The sequence below is a fragment of the Leptotrichia wadei genome (assembly GCF_007990445.1).
GTDB lineage: Bacteria > Fusobacteriota > Fusobacteriia > Fusobacteriales > Leptotrichiaceae > Leptotrichia > Leptotrichia wadei_A.
Genome location: NZ_AP019841.1, coordinates 953,604 through 970,733, shown reverse-complemented (window position 1 = coordinate 970,733; position 17,130 = coordinate 953,604). Strand labels below are relative to the sequence as shown.

At 29.2% G+C, this 17,130-nt stretch carries 14 protein-coding genes; 3 read left to right on the top strand and 11 right to left on the bottom strand.

What is annotated here, in order from left to right:
• Positions 1-12: 12 nt before the first annotated feature.
• The 3 genes from FVE74_RS04650 to FVE74_RS04630 all read right to left on the bottom strand — a co-directional run bounded on the left by FVE74_RS04650 (position 13) and on the right by FVE74_RS04630 (position 4,090).
• On the bottom strand, positions 13-1,257 hold the full coding sequence (locus FVE74_RS04650) for an RNA-guided endonuclease InsQ/TnpB family protein (RefSeq protein ID WP_147003441.1): 1,245 nt from the start codon (positions 1,255-1,257) through the stop codon (positions 13-15).
• A gap of 577 nt (positions 1,258-1,834) precedes the next feature.
• Positions 1,835-2,026, bottom strand: coding sequence for a hypothetical protein (locus FVE74_RS04635; protein WP_232054077.1), 192 nt, complete (start codon positions 2,024-2,026; stop codon positions 1,835-1,837).
• Between the two features lie 423 nt (positions 2,027-2,449).
• Positions 2,450-4,090: a S16 family serine protease gene (locus tag FVE74_RS04630; protein ID WP_147003440.1), complete on the bottom strand. Its 1,641-nt coding sequence runs from the start codon at positions 4,088-4,090 to the stop codon at positions 2,450-2,452.
• Positions 4,091-4,422: 332 nt separating this feature from the next.
• On the opposite strand from FVE74_RS04630, the gene FVE74_RS04625 reads away from it, so the two are divergent.
• The gene (locus FVE74_RS04625; protein ID WP_147003439.1) at positions 4,423-5,832 is read left to right on the top strand and encodes an MATE family efflux transporter; all 1,410 of its coding nucleotides are present in this window, start codon (positions 4,423-4,425) and stop codon (positions 5,830-5,832) included.
• A 47-nt stretch (positions 5,833-5,879) separates the two neighbouring features.
• On the opposite strand, the gene FVE74_RS04620 is transcribed toward FVE74_RS04625, so the two are convergent.
• From FVE74_RS04620 to FVE74_RS04605, 4 genes are all read right to left on the bottom strand, one after another.
• A complete protein-coding gene (locus FVE74_RS04620) occupies positions 5,880-6,398 on the bottom strand; it encodes a PTS sugar transporter subunit IIA (protein WP_147003438.1) in 519 nt (172 codons plus the stop codon).
• A gap of 191 nt (positions 6,399-6,589) precedes the next feature.
• On the bottom strand, positions 6,590-7,804 hold the full coding sequence (locus FVE74_RS04615; RefSeq protein ID WP_147003437.1) for a saccharopine dehydrogenase family protein: 1,215 nt from the start codon (positions 7,802-7,804) through the stop codon (positions 6,590-6,592).
• Positions 7,805-8,193: 389 nt separating this feature from the next.
• Positions 8,194-8,862, bottom strand: coding sequence for a DUF421 domain-containing protein (locus FVE74_RS04610; protein ID WP_232054076.1), 669 nt, complete (start codon positions 8,860-8,862; stop codon positions 8,194-8,196).
• A gap of 11 nt (positions 8,863-8,873) precedes the next feature.
• Positions 8,874-9,317 carry a DUF3290 family protein gene (locus tag FVE74_RS04605; RefSeq protein ID WP_018449839.1) on the bottom strand — a complete coding sequence of 148 codons (444 nt, stop codon included), beginning with the start codon at positions 9,315-9,317 and terminating at the stop codon, positions 8,874-8,876.
• 423 nt (positions 9,318-9,740) lie between these two features.
• Here FVE74_RS04605 and FVE74_RS04600 point away from each other — a divergent pair, with 423 nt between their 5' ends.
• Positions 9,741-11,081, top strand: coding sequence for a TrkH family potassium uptake protein (locus FVE74_RS04600; RefSeq protein WP_172617436.1), 1,341 nt, complete (start codon positions 9,741-9,743; stop codon positions 11,079-11,081).
• Between the two features lie 15 nt (positions 11,082-11,096).
• Positions 11,097-11,768 carry a potassium channel family protein gene (locus FVE74_RS04595; RefSeq protein WP_147003435.1) on the top strand — a complete coding sequence of 224 codons (672 nt, stop codon included), beginning with the start codon at positions 11,097-11,099 and terminating at the stop codon, positions 11,766-11,768.
• Between the two features lie 343 nt (positions 11,769-12,111).
• Here FVE74_RS04595 and FVE74_RS04590 read toward each other — a convergent pair whose 3' ends face one another.
• The 4 genes from FVE74_RS04590 to FVE74_RS04575 all read right to left on the bottom strand — a co-directional run bounded on the left by FVE74_RS04590 (position 12,112) and on the right by FVE74_RS04575 (position 17,128).
• Entirely contained in the window at positions 12,112-12,705 is a 594-nt protein-coding gene (locus FVE74_RS04590) for a tetratricopeptide repeat protein (protein WP_147003434.1), read from the bottom strand.
• A 21-nt stretch (positions 12,706-12,726) separates the two neighbouring features.
• Positions 12,727-15,105, bottom strand: coding sequence for a type I DNA topoisomerase (gene topA, locus FVE74_RS04585; protein ID WP_147003433.1), 2,379 nt, complete (start codon positions 15,103-15,105; stop codon positions 12,727-12,729).
• 232 nt (positions 15,106-15,337) lie between these two features.
• Positions 15,338-16,429, bottom strand: coding sequence for a DNA-processing protein DprA (dprA, locus tag FVE74_RS04580; protein ID WP_147003432.1), 1,092 nt, complete (start codon positions 16,427-16,429; stop codon positions 15,338-15,340).
• An 18-nt stretch (positions 16,430-16,447) separates the two neighbouring features.
• A complete protein-coding gene (locus FVE74_RS04575) occupies positions 16,448-17,128 on the bottom strand; it encodes a tetratricopeptide repeat protein (protein ID WP_147003431.1) in 681 nt (226 codons plus the stop codon).
• Between the last annotated feature and the right edge of the window lie 2 nt (positions 17,129-17,130).

Here is a 17,130-nt window from a genome sequence, read left to right as displayed (position 1 = left end):
AGTTTGATAGCTTTACACTACCCTTATTCTTTTAGGTGTGTTCAGCTCACCCCTATTGTATAGGATACTTAAATCCACAACTTTACTTTTCCTTAATATATTTAATGCTCCATTACAATCTGCATTTATGAGTTTACCTGCACCTGTTTGATATAATCCTCTTTTTATCCTTTTTCCACGGAATATATATTCTTTTTGATTTTCTTTATCATATATTGGGATTTCATCTCCATCAAAGAAACTTGCTTTTGATGTATAACTTTCTTCTTGCAGTTTAAATTCTATTCCATATAGTTTACATAGATATATTAATTTATCTCTTAATTTTCCATATGGTATATTTACAAAGTTTTGATTATTTATACTTCCAATATTTGAATTCCTTTGAAAATCTTCATTATATCCTAGAACTAGTTTTCCTATATCATTATTAAGGCAATAATTTACAATTATTCTTGCTGCTTTTGAAAGATAATCATTTATACGATTATTTCTCTTTCTAGCTATTCGCTTTTGTCTTAATGTTGTCCGCTTAATCTTTTGCTTATCTTTTATACTTTGTAATTTTGCATTTATCTTGTTATAGTATTGATTTATTGATTTTAATTTTCTACCATCTATTATGAATGATGCTCCAGTATTTATAACGCAAGTACAAAGATTATTTATACCTAAATCAATTCCTAGTGCATTTTCTTTATTTAATTCCCTTTGAACTTCTTCTGCCTCATAAGTATATTGAATTTCAAAGTACCTAGAATGTTGTTTTGGTATTATTCTAATCTCTTTTATCTTCTTGTCTTTTAATACTGGTGGTAGTTTTATTGCGATTTCCTTATGTGTCTTTCTAAATGAATTTGAATAAGGAACCATCAGCATATCGTCTTTTAATCTAACAAAACCTATAACAAGAGTTGTAAATCCATCTTTAGCAAGATATTTAGGTAATTTTATTTTACCCTTATATTGATCATTTTTAGCAAGTTTTAAAAGTCCAAAAAATGATTTGAAACTTCCATCTACTTCTTTTAGAATTTGTTGAGCCATATTAGAATTTAACTTCTTATAGTTCTCACTATTTTTAAGCATTTTATAGTTTTCGTTATAACTTAAATACTTTTTATTTTGAAAATAGTGTTGTCTAACATTATATATAGCTTCATTAGTTAAGTTCTTGGCTATATGAGATAAATATTTTAAATTCCTAAACTCTTTTTTACTAAGATGTTTTACTTGTTGTTTTAATGTTAAATACATATATAATCACCTCCTTTTCATCAGAGATATTATACCATGTATTCTACATTTTATCTGTCAAAAAAGTAATATTTTTTATTTATTTTTAAATATTTTTAAAGTTTTTAAAACCCCACAACAGTGGGAAGTGTTGTTCACATAAATACGCTACCATTTATGCAGTTCTCTTATGAACTTCTTGTTATTTCTAACAAGCACAGACTATATCTTATCCATATCCTGTTTCAAAGACTTAGGCGAAACCACTTCCAATACCTATCGCTTGTATTGTACTCCCCTCACGAGGGATAGTCGTTGAACTTTCCTTTTCAGGATTAGCTGCTGATTGTCTATTATCATAATGTTTAGGATTTAACCTTGCACCATCTAGTATATTTTTTCTGCTTTCGCCACCTTCACACTTATACCATATTTGAACGAAGGTATTATGTTGTGGTTATACTAGCTTTAAGAGTTCCCAGCAGTTCAGTTTCTTTGTTGCACGGTTTTGCTCCGTGTCTACATACAAGTTTCCCTATATGCTTACTAAAATTTTCGTACAATTCATCTCACGACTAAAGTCGCGAGTGTTCTTGCTTTATTTAATAAAATATTTATCATCAATCTTATTTTCTCCACTTTTATACCTGTCTGGCACTTCTGCATTTTCAAAGCCTGTTATCTTGCCGTTAGTTATAAGAGTAGGATTTAACAGTAAATAACCTGTTTCTTTCTCCGCTGTTTTCACATTTAACGGTGCAACCACATCTACATTCTCTCCTAATTTCATTATTTCACATCCTTTTTTTCTATAATTTAATTCATATTTAAACAACCATTCAAATTGTTTTTAACTACAATAATTTGCAATTTATGTATATTTTACTGCCAAAAGTATAGAATATTTTTTATTCTTTATTAAGTTATTACATGTTTTTCCTAAAATTTATCTATATTCAATTACCGTTTTAAATTACAGAATTATTATACTATTAATTTTAACAGAAGTCAATTTTTATTATTTTTAATTGAATTTTTTACTGTTATTTGCATTAATTTTCCTAAATTTAATACACACAAAAAATTTAAAAATATTAATTTTATACTAAACCCCATTTAAATAATAATTTTAGCAATATTTATTTTAAATTAATTAAAATATAACTTTTCCTTTTTAAACAGGGAATAGTATTATTTATCAGTCTTTTTTATACTATGCAAAAATTTTTGAATAAATTTGTTCATAATTTTCCACAAGTTCTATTTCTATATCATTTAATATTGTTTTATTTATTAAATTTATACTACTTTCATTTTCTTTCGGGATAAAAAATCTTTTTATTCCAGATTTATAGGCTCCTTCTATCTTTCTAGCCACTCCTCCTACAGGGAGCACTTTTCCCAAAATTGTGATTTCTCCAGTAAAAGCCATATTATGCTTCATTTCTTTTTCATTCAATGCTGAAAGTATTGATGTTACAATAGCGATTCCAGCAGAAGGTCCATCTTTTGGAATAGAATTTTCGCTAAAATGTATATGTATGTCATTTTTTTCAAAAAAATCAGGATTTTTCAAATTAAATTCTTTACTTTTACTTCTTATGTATGTTATAGCTACATCTATTCCTTCTTTCATAATATCTGAAAGATTTCCTGTAATTTTTATCTTACCGTTTCCTGGTACAATAACTGTCTGAATTGGCATAGCTCTTCCTCCAAAAGAAGTTACTGCCATTCCCATCACTTCTCCTACACTTTCTTCATCAGCATTTATCTTTAATGATACATCAGGGATTTTATCTGCACAAATAAATGAATCGATGTTTTCTAGAGAAATTTGAGGAATTTCTTTCTTTTCCAATGCATCTTTAGCAATTTTTCCATAAATTTTCATCAAAATTGTCTTTAATTTTCTGACTCCATCTTCATTTGTATAATTTTCAATTATGTATCTCAAAATATCATCTTCAAAAACTAACTTGGAAGCAATTTTTTTATTTATACTTGGAATTATATATTTTTTTGCAATTTCAACCTTTTGCTCCAAACTATAACTTTCTAGATGAATAATTTCCATTCTGCTTTTTAATGGTTCTGAAATCTTGCTTAGATCATTAGCAGTGGCTAAAAATATAATATTTGATAAATCATACTCTATTTCTAAATATTCATCTCTAAATCGTTTATTTTGATCTGGATCTAGTATTTCAAGCAAAACTCCTTCAATATCTCCATCATAATTTTTTTTATTGATCTTATCAATTTCATCTAGTAAAATTACAGGATTATCACTTTCAAACTTTGCTAAAGTTTTTATAATTCTTCCTGGAGCAGCTGATGTATAACCTTTTGTAAGCCCTGTTAATTCAAATACTGTCGTCACACTACTCATAGAGATCTTTTCGAATTCTCTACCCAGACCTTCTGATACTGCTTCTGCTATTGAAGTTTTTCCTATCCCTGCCGAACCTGCCAAGCATATTATCATAGGTATTTTTTCCCCTGACTTTCGCATATAATATCTTAATGCTAAACTTTCTAAAATTGTTTCCTTTACTTTTTCCATTCCATAATGTTTTTTATTTAAAAACTCTCTCATTTTAGAAATATTAATTTTTTCTTCTTTTAGAGTTCTCTTCCAGTCAAGTTTACTAATAATTTCAAGACATTTTTTTGTTTTTATAAAATCTGAATCTGTAGAACCCATATTTTCATCATAGTAATCTTTATACTCTTTTATTTTTATTCTATTTACTTTACTTATGTTTAATTCTTCCATATTTTCAGTTACTAACTCAATTTTTTTTTCAAAATCTGATTCACTTTCAGATATTTTTAAAAAATCTTTTTCCATAATTCTACTCCTTCAATTTTTTATTTTATAATTTTTTACTTATTTTTATTTACCGTAAATATCTTACGTAATTATTATATCACTTTTTTAAAAAATGTCAAGTTTTATTTATTTTTATTTACCGTTATAAAAAACAGTATTTTTATATATAAAAAATCCAAGTTATAGAAACAGAAAATTCCCAAAGAAATAAATTTTTTTTATATTTGAATTCAAATTTTACTAACCAAACTAAACAAAGAAAATCATAAGAAAAAAAATATTTTAAAATTTCTCAAAAAAGTGCTATAATAATAAGATACGATAAATTTTTAAAGAAAGGAGAAAAGAAAATGAAAACAATATTCAAAACCCAATCTAATGAAGAACGCCGTGAAATGATCTTAAACGGAAAAGTTATAAATACTCTGCTTTTCCTATCCATCCCAACATTGCTGGTTGGAATTATTCAGGCACTTATTCCGCTTTCTGACAGCTTATTCCTAAATAGGCTTACAAGCGTTGAAGTGGCTAGTTCTGTGACATTTAGCCAGCCTGTACTGAATATTATGATTGCATTGTCGCAAGGGCTTGGAGTGGCTACTCTTGTTATGCTTGGAAGGCTTTATGGAAAAGGAAGAATGCTGGCTGTAAAGGAAACGATGCTGCAGATTTTTGTTTTCAGCTTTGTTATTGGACTTTTTATAATTCCAGTCTGTATATTTTCAGCCTTTATAATTTCCAAATATACAACCGCTGAAATTCGTGACAATGTCTATATTTACATTGCCCTGTATTCACTTGTAATGCCCTTCGTATTTTTGGCTGCAATTTATAATTCATCGAAAAATGCGATTGGTCGACCTGAAGTTACATTTATTAGAATTTTTTTATTGTTAATTTTAAAAATAATTTTTAATTCAATTTTTCTATATGTCTTAAAAATGGGAATTGTGGGTGCAGTAATGGCTTCGCTTTTTTCCTATATTGCAATCACAATCTGGATGTTTTACGATTTATTTTTAAAAAATGGAGATGTCAAGCTGGATTTAAGAAATTATTCAATGAAACTGCCTATAATAAAAAGACTTCTAAATATCGGCTTTCCATCAATGTTAAACTATGCCTTCCTGTATCTTGGATTTTTCCTTATAAACAAAGAAATGGAAAAATTCGGTGCAATCGCCTTAAATGCACAAGGAATTGCCTCTAACATCAATGCAATCTGCTTTATTTTGCCATCTTCAATCGGAACTACAGTTTCTTCCATGATTAGCATAAATATGGGAACTGGAAATGTGAAGAAGTCTAAAGATGTGTTTAAAATTGGCTGGAGAACAGGAGCTATACTTTCTATTTTAACAATTATCCTGATTTTACCAATTTCAATGCCTCTTGTGCTAACTTTTACAAAAGTTCCAAAAGTTATTGAAATCGCTGATAAGGCTTTGCACATTTATACATATTCGGTAATTGGATTTAGCATTTTTATGATTTCACAAGGAGTTTTTATTGCACTTGGAAGAACAAAAGTTCCTTTAGTTATGTCTATTTTAAGAATATGGTTATTAAGATATATTTTTATCCTGGTAACTCAAAAATATCTTGGACTTTACTCAATTTTCTGGGGAAATTTATTTTCAAATACACTGGCAGGATTAATCTTCTTTATTTCTGTAAAAAGTATCAACTGGACAAAAGATTTTAAAAATAAAGGAAGCAATAATTATATAAATTTACAAAAAAAATCTCTAGATAAGTAAGAATTTTCTTGCTTAAATAGAGATTTTTTATTAATCTGAGATTAAAACTATTTTACAACATTCAATACAAGTGTTTCTCCAGCTACTGCTTTTCCAGATTCAACTGGGTTTAATGAACTGTAGTCATCACTATTTGAAATTATTACTGGTGTAATAATTGATTTTGCATTTGCTTTTAAGAAGTCGTAATCATATTTAACAATTGGATCTCCTGCTTTTACTACTGCTCCTTCTTCTGCAATTCTTTCAAATCCTTTTCCTTCAAGTTTAACTGTATCCATTCCAAGGTGCACGAAAATTTCAATTCCAGCAGGTGTTACAATACTAAAAGCATGGTTAGTATCAAATATTTTTTCTATTCTTCCAGAAGCTGGTGCAACCATCACACCTGATGCAGTTGGTTCAATTGCAATTCCATCTCCTATCATTTTTTGTGCAAAAACTTCATCAGGCACTTCTGACAAAGGCATTAAATTTCCTGAAATAGGAGCTATTACTTTCCCATCAAATTCTTTTTTAACTTCTTCACCTTTGTTACCTTTTTTGAATAAATCAAATAATCCCATTTTAATTCCTCCAATTTATTTATTTATATTTTAATTATCTCATTTTAATGTTACCACATATAATCAAATTAGTCAAATTTTTCTTTTAATAATAAAGAAAAAATTTAGAAATAATTATTAAATATTACAATAATGTTTCTTCAACTATTATTTTTACAGTAATTTACCTATAACTTACTCTTTCAAAATAATTAATCAACTAATACTGGATTAAAATCTTCAACCCAAGGCAATCCAAATTTATTTAATGCATCCATAAATGGATCTGGATTCATTTCTTCTACATTAAACACTCCTGGTTTTTTCCATTCTCCAGTAAGCACCATTGCAGCCCCAATCATTGCTGGAACGCCTGTTGTATAGGAAATTGCTTGTGAACTGACTTCCTTATAACATTCTTGATGGTCGCACACATTATAAACATAGTAAGTTTTTTCAACTCCATCTTTTTTACCTCTAAAAATATTTCCAATATTTGTTTTACCTTTTGTTCTAGGCCCAAGCGAAGCTGGATCAGGTAATACTGCCGTCAAAAATTGTAATGGCACAATTTGTTTTCCTTCAAATTCTATCGGTTCAATCGAAGTCATTCCAACATTTTCAAGTACTTTCAAATGAGTTAGGTAACTTTGTCCAAAAGTCATAAAAAATCTGATTCTTTTAATTCCTTTAATATTTACAGCAAGTGATTCTAGTTCTTCATGGTGCAATAAATACATATCTTTTTCACCAATTTGCGGAAAATTATATACTCTTTTAATTTCCATAGGTTCTGTTTCCACCCATTTTCCATCTTCCCAGTAACTTCCGTTAGCAGTAACTTCCCTAATATTAATTTCAGGATTAAAATTTGTCGCAAATGGATAACCGTGATCTCCAGCATTTGCATCAAGAATATCAATATAATTTATTTCATCAAAATAATGCTTTTGTGCATATGCTGAAAACACTCCTGTAACACCTGGATCAAATCCGCTTCCCAAAATAGCCGTAATCCCAGCCTTTTCAAATTTTTCCTTATAAGCCCATTGCCATTTATACTCAAATTTAGCAGTATCCAATGGCTCATAATTCGCTGTATCCAAATAGTCAGTTTTAGTTTCAAGACAAGCATCCATAATTGTCAAATCTTGATACGGCAAAGCCACATTTATCACAATGTCAGGCTTGTATTCTTTAATCAACGCTACCAACTCAGGTACATTATTAGCATCCACCTGTGCAGTCTGGATCTCAATTCTTCCTGCATATTTGCTTTTTTCAATTCTTTCCTTAATTTCATCACATTTCGCCTTCGTACGGCTAGCTATCATAATTGAACTAAACACTTCTGAATTTTGTGCACACTTATGGCAAACTACATTCGATACTCCTCCAGCTCCAATTACTAATGCTTTTTTTCCCATTATTTCCGCCTCCTCAAATTTATTTTATTTTTTACTTTAAATATTGCCTTCAATCCTTTTTTTACTAACATACTCAAACTCATTCAAAATTAAACCGTTAAAAATCATATAAATTTAAGATTTGAGTAAAATAGTCACAACTTTTGTTTCTGATTTTAGATTAGTTTCACTATGTTTATTATAGTATAAAATATTTATTCTGTAAATTCTTTTTTTCAATTAATTTTTACTTTTACAATAATATTATATCACATCTGATAATTTTTTCAATCTGAATTTTTAAAATTAGATTAATATTTATATGTGTCTAAAATTTTAGCAATAAAATAAAAAATACTCAACTAGCAAACTATATCGCCATTTAAGTATTTTTCTCTCTTAAAATTTTTCTATTTTTTCACAATAAAAAGTTTTCCATCACCGCTATATTCAACAATGAAAAGTTCACCAAGATCAGTAACGTTATATTTCGCCAACTCTTCCTTCAACCAATTATCATCTTTTCCAATATGTTTCAAGTTATCCTCTTGTATATTCCCTTCAGAAACTAATAAATTTGAATAACCGTCTTCACCTTTTTTTATAACGATAAGTTGTCCATTTGATTCCATAAAAGCTTCTTCTATATCTGATATTTGCATAACACCTTTTGTTCTCAACTTTGTGTAAAAATCAGGAATTGAAAGTGTCGCTTGTGCAAAATTTTCTGTTAGCATTTTTCCATCTCTTATTAAGTATACAACTTGTCCATCTATCATTTTTTTTACGCTTTTATTTGTATTTTTTAGAAAATCAGTTATTGTCATTAGAAGTCCCCATATCAAAAGAACTATTAAAAATTGAATTATTGATATATTTGGACTATAAATTACACCACCGATAATTCCCCCAAGGACATAATTACCTATTTGATCTTCTGTTGATGTTGGTGCCAGTTGGCTGCGTCCATTTAAATTCATAAACAAAACTAATGCAATAAATCCAATTGTAAGTTTTATTGCAACAAGAATTATAAAATCCAAAATTACATCATCTTCCTTTCTTTTATATTTTTTCAACTTAAATGCTATTATTCTTTAATTGTTTTAACTTCATCCACATAAGGCACTGTCATTTGTTCAACCAAGATATTATTTCCTACCCAGTGAATTTGGTAAAATTTGTCTTTTATTTTATAAACAGTATCCTCTGTTATTTCAGGTGTATTTATAAAAATATCATTTTCATTAACTTTAAATTTTTCAGATAATTTTTTTATAACGCTTGCCGAATTTTTATAAACTTTTTCTTCATTATTTTTCGCTCTATAATTATCATAATGATATAATGCAAATAAGAAAATAAACATCAATCCAAGCAAACTAAGCTGTTTATCTCTAAGTGAAATGCTTCCTTTAAACCATTTCCAAAATGCAAATACAATAAATGCAATTACGAAAATAATTACAACAAGAAAAAATTTATCCGTTACAAATTTTTGGTTTTCTAAATAATTAAAATTATAAAATTCCATATTTTTAGTATTTCTCTCCTTTCTAATAATTTTTATTTAGTCATTTGTAAAAGTCTGAAAAGTACGATAAATACAGTATTTTTACATTTAATTTTCTTCTTTTCTCCACTTTTGGACAAGGGGCTTAACCATAAATACTACTGTTATTCAATTTTACTTTTACAACTGCCTAGATAATTTTTATTATTTATCTTAAATAAATCAAATGACTTTTTTAAATTTATCACAATTAATCAAACTTGTCAAACCTTTTTTAATCCTTGAGAGAGAGCAAAAATTAGAGGTAATTAAATTTACATAACCAAATATCTATGTTTATAAAATTTTTCTTAATTTCCATAATTGACAAAAAAAATTGAATGTGGTATATTTATTTTAAAGAATTAAATAATTTAAAAAGGAAAAATGAATAGAGGAAATGAAATGTTTTTTAAAAATAAATCTTTTTCACCATATATGACAATATTATTATCATTTGTAATAGTGACAGTTTTAGGCGGAATTTTATTATCTTTGCCGATTTCTGTGAATTATGGAAAAAGTGTAAAGTTGATTGATGGATTTTTTATAGCAACTTCAGCTATTTGTGTGACAGGGCTTTCTAGTATTGATATTGGCAGTGTTTACAATACTTTCGGGCAAATTATAATTTTGATTTTGATACAGCTTGGAGGACTTGGGGTTATAACGTTCACATCAGTTATAATTATTATGATTTCAAAGAAAATTGGATATTATACCAAAAAAATAGTTCAAGAAGATATAAACATTGACACAACTTTTAGAATTGAAGAATATGTGAAAAAAGTTATTTTTTCTGTAATCTTGATTGAATTTATTGGAGCTATTGTTTTATTTTTTGAATTTATAAAAAGGTTTAGTTTTTTTAAAGCAGTTTATTATTCACTTTTCCATTCTGTGTCAGCATTTTGCAATGCTGGATTTTCATTATTTTCAGACAATTTATATGGATTTAAAAACAGTTTTTTGATAAATATTACAATTCCACTTCTAATATTTCTAGGCGGAATCGGATTTTCAACAATTTTAAATTGCTACAATGTTTTTACGAAAAAGGAGAAAAGACTGACTTTGACAACTAAATTGAGCATTAAAATATCCATTTTTTTAATAATTGCTGGAACATTTGCAATGTTTATCTTGGAATATTCCAATAAAAGCACGATTGGAAACTTATCTTTTGTGCAAAAATTAGAAGCATCATTTTTTCAAAGTGTATCAACGAGAACCGCTGGATTTAACACAATTTCAATTTTAGGTCTAAAAAGGTCAACTTCACTTTTATTTATTATTTTAATGTTTATCGGCGCTTCTCCAGGCTCAACTGGTGGCGGAATAAAGACTACGACGCTTGGGCTTATAGTCTTAGGAACTTTGGCAACACTTAAAAATAAGGATGCAGTCGAATATGACAAGAGAAGTATTAGCTGGAGAATTTATAGCAAAGCAATCGCTATATTATTTATTTCACTTATTTATACGGTAATTTGTGTATTTTTATTAATTTTATTTGAAAGAAATAAAAATTTTCTGGATTTGGCATTTGAAGTATATTCAGCATTTGGAACAGTTGGACTTTCTAGAGATTTGACACCAAGTCTTTCGGATATTTCAAAATTTATACTTATTGTTACAATGTTCGTTGGAAGAGTTGGACCGCTCACAATCACTTTGGCATTGTCAAAGTCAAATTTAAAAAAAGGACATTATACTTATCCACAAGAAAATATTTTGATAGGATAATTTTGAGGAGGAAAAATGGCAGGATATTTAGTTATAGGAGCAGGAAAATTCGGGAGAAGTATTGCAAAAACACTTTATAGACACAATGAAACTGTACTTGTAATCGACAAAAATGAGGAACTTATACAGCAAATAATAGACGATGGTACCGTCGGAGAAGCAGTTTCTTTTGATGTAACAGAAGAAAATTCACTAAAGAAAATGGTAAATAGCGATGATTTTGAGGTAGCATTTATTTGTATTGAGGGCAGTTTGCAAACAAGTGCATTAGTCACGGTTATGTTAAAAGAATTAGGAATAAAAACTATTATTTGTAAAGCTATTACAAAAATTGAAGGAAAGGTTTTGGAAAAAATTGGAGCAACTAAAGTTGTATTTCCTGATGAAACAGTTGGAATAGATTTAGCTTTTGAATTTTTAAAGCCAGATGTCACAGAACATTTAAAATTTTCTGAAAAATACAGGATTTTTGAATTTAAAGTTCCGAAAAGAATTATAGGCAAAAATCTAATTGAACTGAATTTGAGAAAAAAATACGAAATGAATGTAATTGGGATAAAAAGGGAAAGCGAAGAACTTAGAATATCGCTTTTACCAGATGAAAAAATTTTAGAAAATGATATGCTTTTAGTTATTGCAAATGTCGAAAAAATGATACAATTTAATAAAGAATACTTGGAAAATTAATACTATTATTTTGAAATAGCAAATTTATAATTTAAATATATTTTATTTACTTTCTGGTAAGGAGAATCAGAATCTCTTGTTAAAAAAATTTAAAACAAACACATTATTATATTTGACCCTATTCAAAATCATATAAACTTAGGATTTGAGCAAAGCAATCATAACTTTTAAGTTAAATTTTAAATCAGTTTTGCTATATAACGGAAAATAGTCTTAAATACAAAAATTTTAAGTAAAAAAAGGATTGACAACTGTGTAACAAACAGAAGTTAATCCTCTTATTTTTTTATTATTACTAAAATATGAAATTCCTAATTTTAAATCTTTCAATGTAAAAACTATTTTACTTTTTCAAATTTTCTTCCAATACTTTCAAATTATTTTTAGCATGCTCATCTCCCAATGCCGCAGCCTTTAAGAACCATTTTTTTGATTCCTCAAAATTTCCTTCGTTTCCAAAAATTATTCCTAGCCGATTCATTGCATCAGTATCATTTTTCCAGGCTAAATGCATATACAAATCCTTAGCTTTTTCAATCTGACCCGTACTATTATAAAACATAAGCAGATTCTTTTCTGCACCTTCACAATTTTTCTCAACCGACTCCAAATAATATTTTTCTGCCTCTTCAATTTTCCCATATTGCTCATACAAAATTGCCAAATTATTCAAAGCATCATAATCATTATTTTCAATTGCAATCAAATAATACTTTTCTGCATTTTCAAAATCGTGCCGATTGGCATATAAATATCCTAAATTATTGGCATATTCATAATCTCCTGCCTCAATTGCCTTTAAAAACCACTTTTCTGCATTTTCATCTTCATAGTTATTTTGAAAAATAAGGGCAATCTCATTCATAGCCTTTGTATCTCCAGACTGAATCCTCTTTACATATTTATCAAATAACTTATCCATTCCAGTTTTTTTCATATTTTCTTCACCTTCTTGCCTTTATGACTTTTTAGTTGTTTTCTTCTTTTTTGCTGTCGCTGTCTTTTTAGTTTTTGCTTTGGAAGTTGATTTTTTAGCTGTTTTTTTAGAAACCGCCTTTTTAGTTTTTGTTTTTTCTTCCTTTTCAGTCACTCTTGTTACTTTCCCAGTTTTTATATTCTTTATTGTCTTACATTCTGGGTAACCTGTACAGGCAAGGAATTTTCCAAATCTTCCAGTTTTTATTTCATAAGGTCTTCCACAAAACTCGCAAACTCCAGCTTCTTCTATTATTTTTCTGTCAATTTCAGAAAGGCGTTTCATTTCCTCATTTATTTGCAAAACGCCATCCAGTTCAATTACAGAACCTTTTCTATATTTTTGCTTCAATTCCAGCGGCAGCGACATTCTTTTTTCATCATTTTCATAATTTTCACTTTCAAGATATTCTCCATATCTTCCAACTTTTAATACATATTTGACTCCATTTTCATCAGAATAATCAGTCGGGATTCCCTTTTTATTATTTTGAAGTTTTTCAACCGCTTCCTTTACGAAGATTTCTCCCTTTCTAATCTCTTCAGGCGATACAGGAATTCCCTTTAATGAAATTTTTTCCTTTTCATTTGTTTCACTTATCAAATATTTTCCATACAATCCAGTTTTTAAAATCATTGGATTCCCTTCAGAATCCATCACATCCGCCACAACTCTACGATTTTTTATTTCATCAATTTCCTTTTCAAACTTGACAATATCCTTTTCCAGCGAACTATAAAAATCCCTTAAAAGCTGAACCCATTCAACAGTCCCTTCTTCAACTTTGTCCAAATCCTTTTCCATATTCGCAGTAAATTTCACATTCATAATGTCTTTAAAATTCTTCACAAGTTCATCTTTAACTTCATATCCCAGATATGTCGGGAAAAAACGTTTTTCAATAATTTCCACATATTCCCTTGTTTTCAAAGTTTCGACAATCGAAGCATAGGTTGATGGACGTCCGATTCCTTCAGATTCTAATTTTTTAACAAGAGTCGCTTCTGAAAATCTTGTTGGCGGCTTTGTAATTCCTTCTTCAATGTTCAATTTTTCAATTGGATGAACGCTTCCCTCTTTTAATTCTGGAAAATCTCCAGTCTTAATTTCATCTTCATCTTTAAAAATCTTGTAATATCCATCAAAAATAACTTTGTTAATTGTTCCTCTAAAACGGTAATCTTTATTTACAGCATTAATTTGCATTTGCTCATACTGCATCGCTGCAAACTGCGAAACTAAAAATCTGTCCCAAATCAATTTATACAATTTATACTGCTCATTTGTCAAATATCCCTTTATTTCATCAGGAACTAAATTTATATCTGATGGACGAATTCCTTCATGGGCATCCTGAACATTTGACTTTGAATTTTTCACTACATATTTTCCTACATATTTTTCCCCATAATTTTGGGTAATGTAATCCTTTGCCATATTTATTGCATCAACGGAAATTCTTGTAGAATCAGTTCTCATATAAGTTATAAGCCCTTTGTTTTCACCGTCAATCTCAAGCCCTTCATAAAGCTGCTGCGCAATTCTCATAGTTTTACTTGCGCCATATCCAAGATATGAAGAAGCAAGCTGCTGCAGTGTACTTGTTTTAAACACAAGTGGCGGTCTTTGCGACTTTTTCTTAACTTCTATTTTTTCAAGTGTCAACGATTCATTTTTCAAGTCTTTCTTTAATTTTTTTATAACTTTTTCATCAAATATTTTATCCACTTTTTCATCTGCAATTTTTACCAAATTAAGATTAATATCTTTTTCAATTAATGCACTGACTTCCCAATATTTTTGCGGCACAAACGCATTTATTTCATCTTCCAGGTCACAAATCAATTTTAGTGCAACCGACTGAACCCGTCCAGCACTTGCATTACGGTTAATTATTTTCCATAGAAGCGGACTTATTTTATATCCCACTATTCTATCCAGCAATCTTCTGGCCTGCTGCGCATTAACAAGATTATTATTAATATCTCTTGGGCTATTAATTGCATTATTTACAGCCGTCTTAGTTATCTCATTAAATTCAATTCTCCTAGTTTTATCAGGCTGCTTAATGTAATTTGAAATGTGCCAGGCAATGGCTTCCCCTTCCCTGTCCTGATCCGAAGCCAGATAAACATTGCTTGCCTTTTTTGCCTTTTCCTTTAATTTTTTTAAAATCTCACCTTTCCCCTTTATAACCTTATACTGCGGCTCAAAATTATTTTCCACATCTATCCCAATTTTAGTTTTTGGCAAATCAATCACATGCCCATAAGATGCGACAACTTCATAATTTCTACCAAGTATTTTTTCAATGGTTTTCGCCTTTGACGGTGACTCAACAATAACTAACTTTCTAGCCAACTCTAATTTCTCCTTATTTCTTTATCTATTTAAATATTTATTTTAAGTCATTTTAATTAATAAATTTTTTTGTTTTCATTTATAACAGTTTTCAAGCAAGAGATCAAACAACATCTCCCTATACCCACGTTCTATACAAAATTTTACTTATTATTTTTTAATATTACTAATTAAAAAATGTTTAGACAAGCGGAAATACAAAGGTGTGGCAATTAATACTCCCCTGCTTTAATTATACTATTCTTATATACTTCGCCCCATTTGTTTCTGTAATCAATCCTCTAATTTTTAAACTCATAATTACGGAAAATAATTTATTTTTCTCAATTTTTTCCTTCACATTTTGCAATATCTGCTCAAAACTTACTTCTTCTGTAATTACTTCAAAAACAATCTGCTCTTCCTCTGTCAATTTCTGTAATTTGCTTTTTTCCTTTTTTATATCCCACAAAAACTCAATCGCAATATCATTTCCACAAGTTGTTAATTTTGCCTTATTATTTTTAATCAAGTCATTACAGCCTTCAAAAGACGGATAATTTATAAATCCTGGAATGGCAAAAATTTCACGGTTCATACTAAATCCCAATTCTGCAGTAATTAATGCGCCGCCTTTTTTAAAACTTTCAGCCACCAAAATTCCATCTGACATTCCCGCAATAATCCGATTTCTCCTTGGAAAAGTCCATCTAGTAGGCTGTGTTCCCAACGGATATTCACTTACAATAGTTCCATTTTCCGCAATCCTTTCCCACAAGCCTCGATTGTCATAGGGATATACAATATCCAGCCCAGTCCCCACTACTGATACAACTTCTATTCCCTTATCAAGCGCAGTTTTCAAGGCAACTGTGTCAATTCCCTCTGCAAGTCCGCTAATTAAGGTCACATCATAATTTACAAGTTCATTTACAATTTTTTCACAAGCTGTTTTTCCAAATTTTGTAGCTCTTCTTGTACCTACAACTGCTATATTCCGTTTATTTTCCACTGAAATCTTATCTTTATCAATTTTTATTTTATCATAATCCTTCAGTTTTTTCCCCTTTAAGTACAAAAATACTGGATAATCTTTTATTTCCTTTAGTTTCTTTGGATATTCCTTATCATTTGCACTAATTATTCTAACTCTGTTTCGCTCGTAAAGATTGAGCCTTTCTTTCATATCAATTTTCATTGATTCTTCAAGCTGATGTTTTAATTCATCGTTAAACAATTTAAAATTTTCCTCATAAAATAATTCTTCAAAATCTTGAAAAATCAACATCAATTTTTTTATATGGTTATTTTTCATCCCATATTCCTTTAATCTAAGCCATTCCACAATAATCCCCCCTATTTTTTATCTTGAACCAGCTAATATTTCATTTAATATTGTAATTTCTTTTTTTACTTCATCATCGGCATGTGTAGAATTATAATCTCTTAAATATCCCAACGCCTTTGAAAAATCCCCTTTTGATTTATAGGCAATGCCTATCCCTAATTTTGCTTCAGCCTGATTTTCATCCTGCGATAAAATTCTGGCATAATAGTCAATCGATCTGTCATTATTCCCCATAAGCCGAGATCCAATCGCAATTACGTACATCACAGGAATATCAGGATTTTCATCCTTCAATGCCAGATTTACCGCCTTTTCATAAAGTCCATCACGAAAATACAGCTGAGCCATTCTAAATGTTGCTGATGAACTTTTTTTAGCAAGTGTAGCATTTTCATAATTTGTATAGGAATTATACTTTGCCTCTGTAGATATGTCTTCTGTCTGTGTCGCCGGCATTGTCCCAGTATCTCTTTCCTTTGGCTTTACTGTTTCTTCCTTTGGCGGTTTAAATGCCTTTTTCGTAGTTTCATCAGCCTTAGTTGTTGGTGGCAGAACGCTTTCTTCATCACTGTTTACAGTTGTTGCATCTCCGCCTTCGGTTTCTGTATTTTCAGCAACATAATAATTTCCTCTTACAACTGTTGCAAAAGTGAGAAGAATTGCCACCATCATTACTATCCTTCTTGTTTTCCCCATTT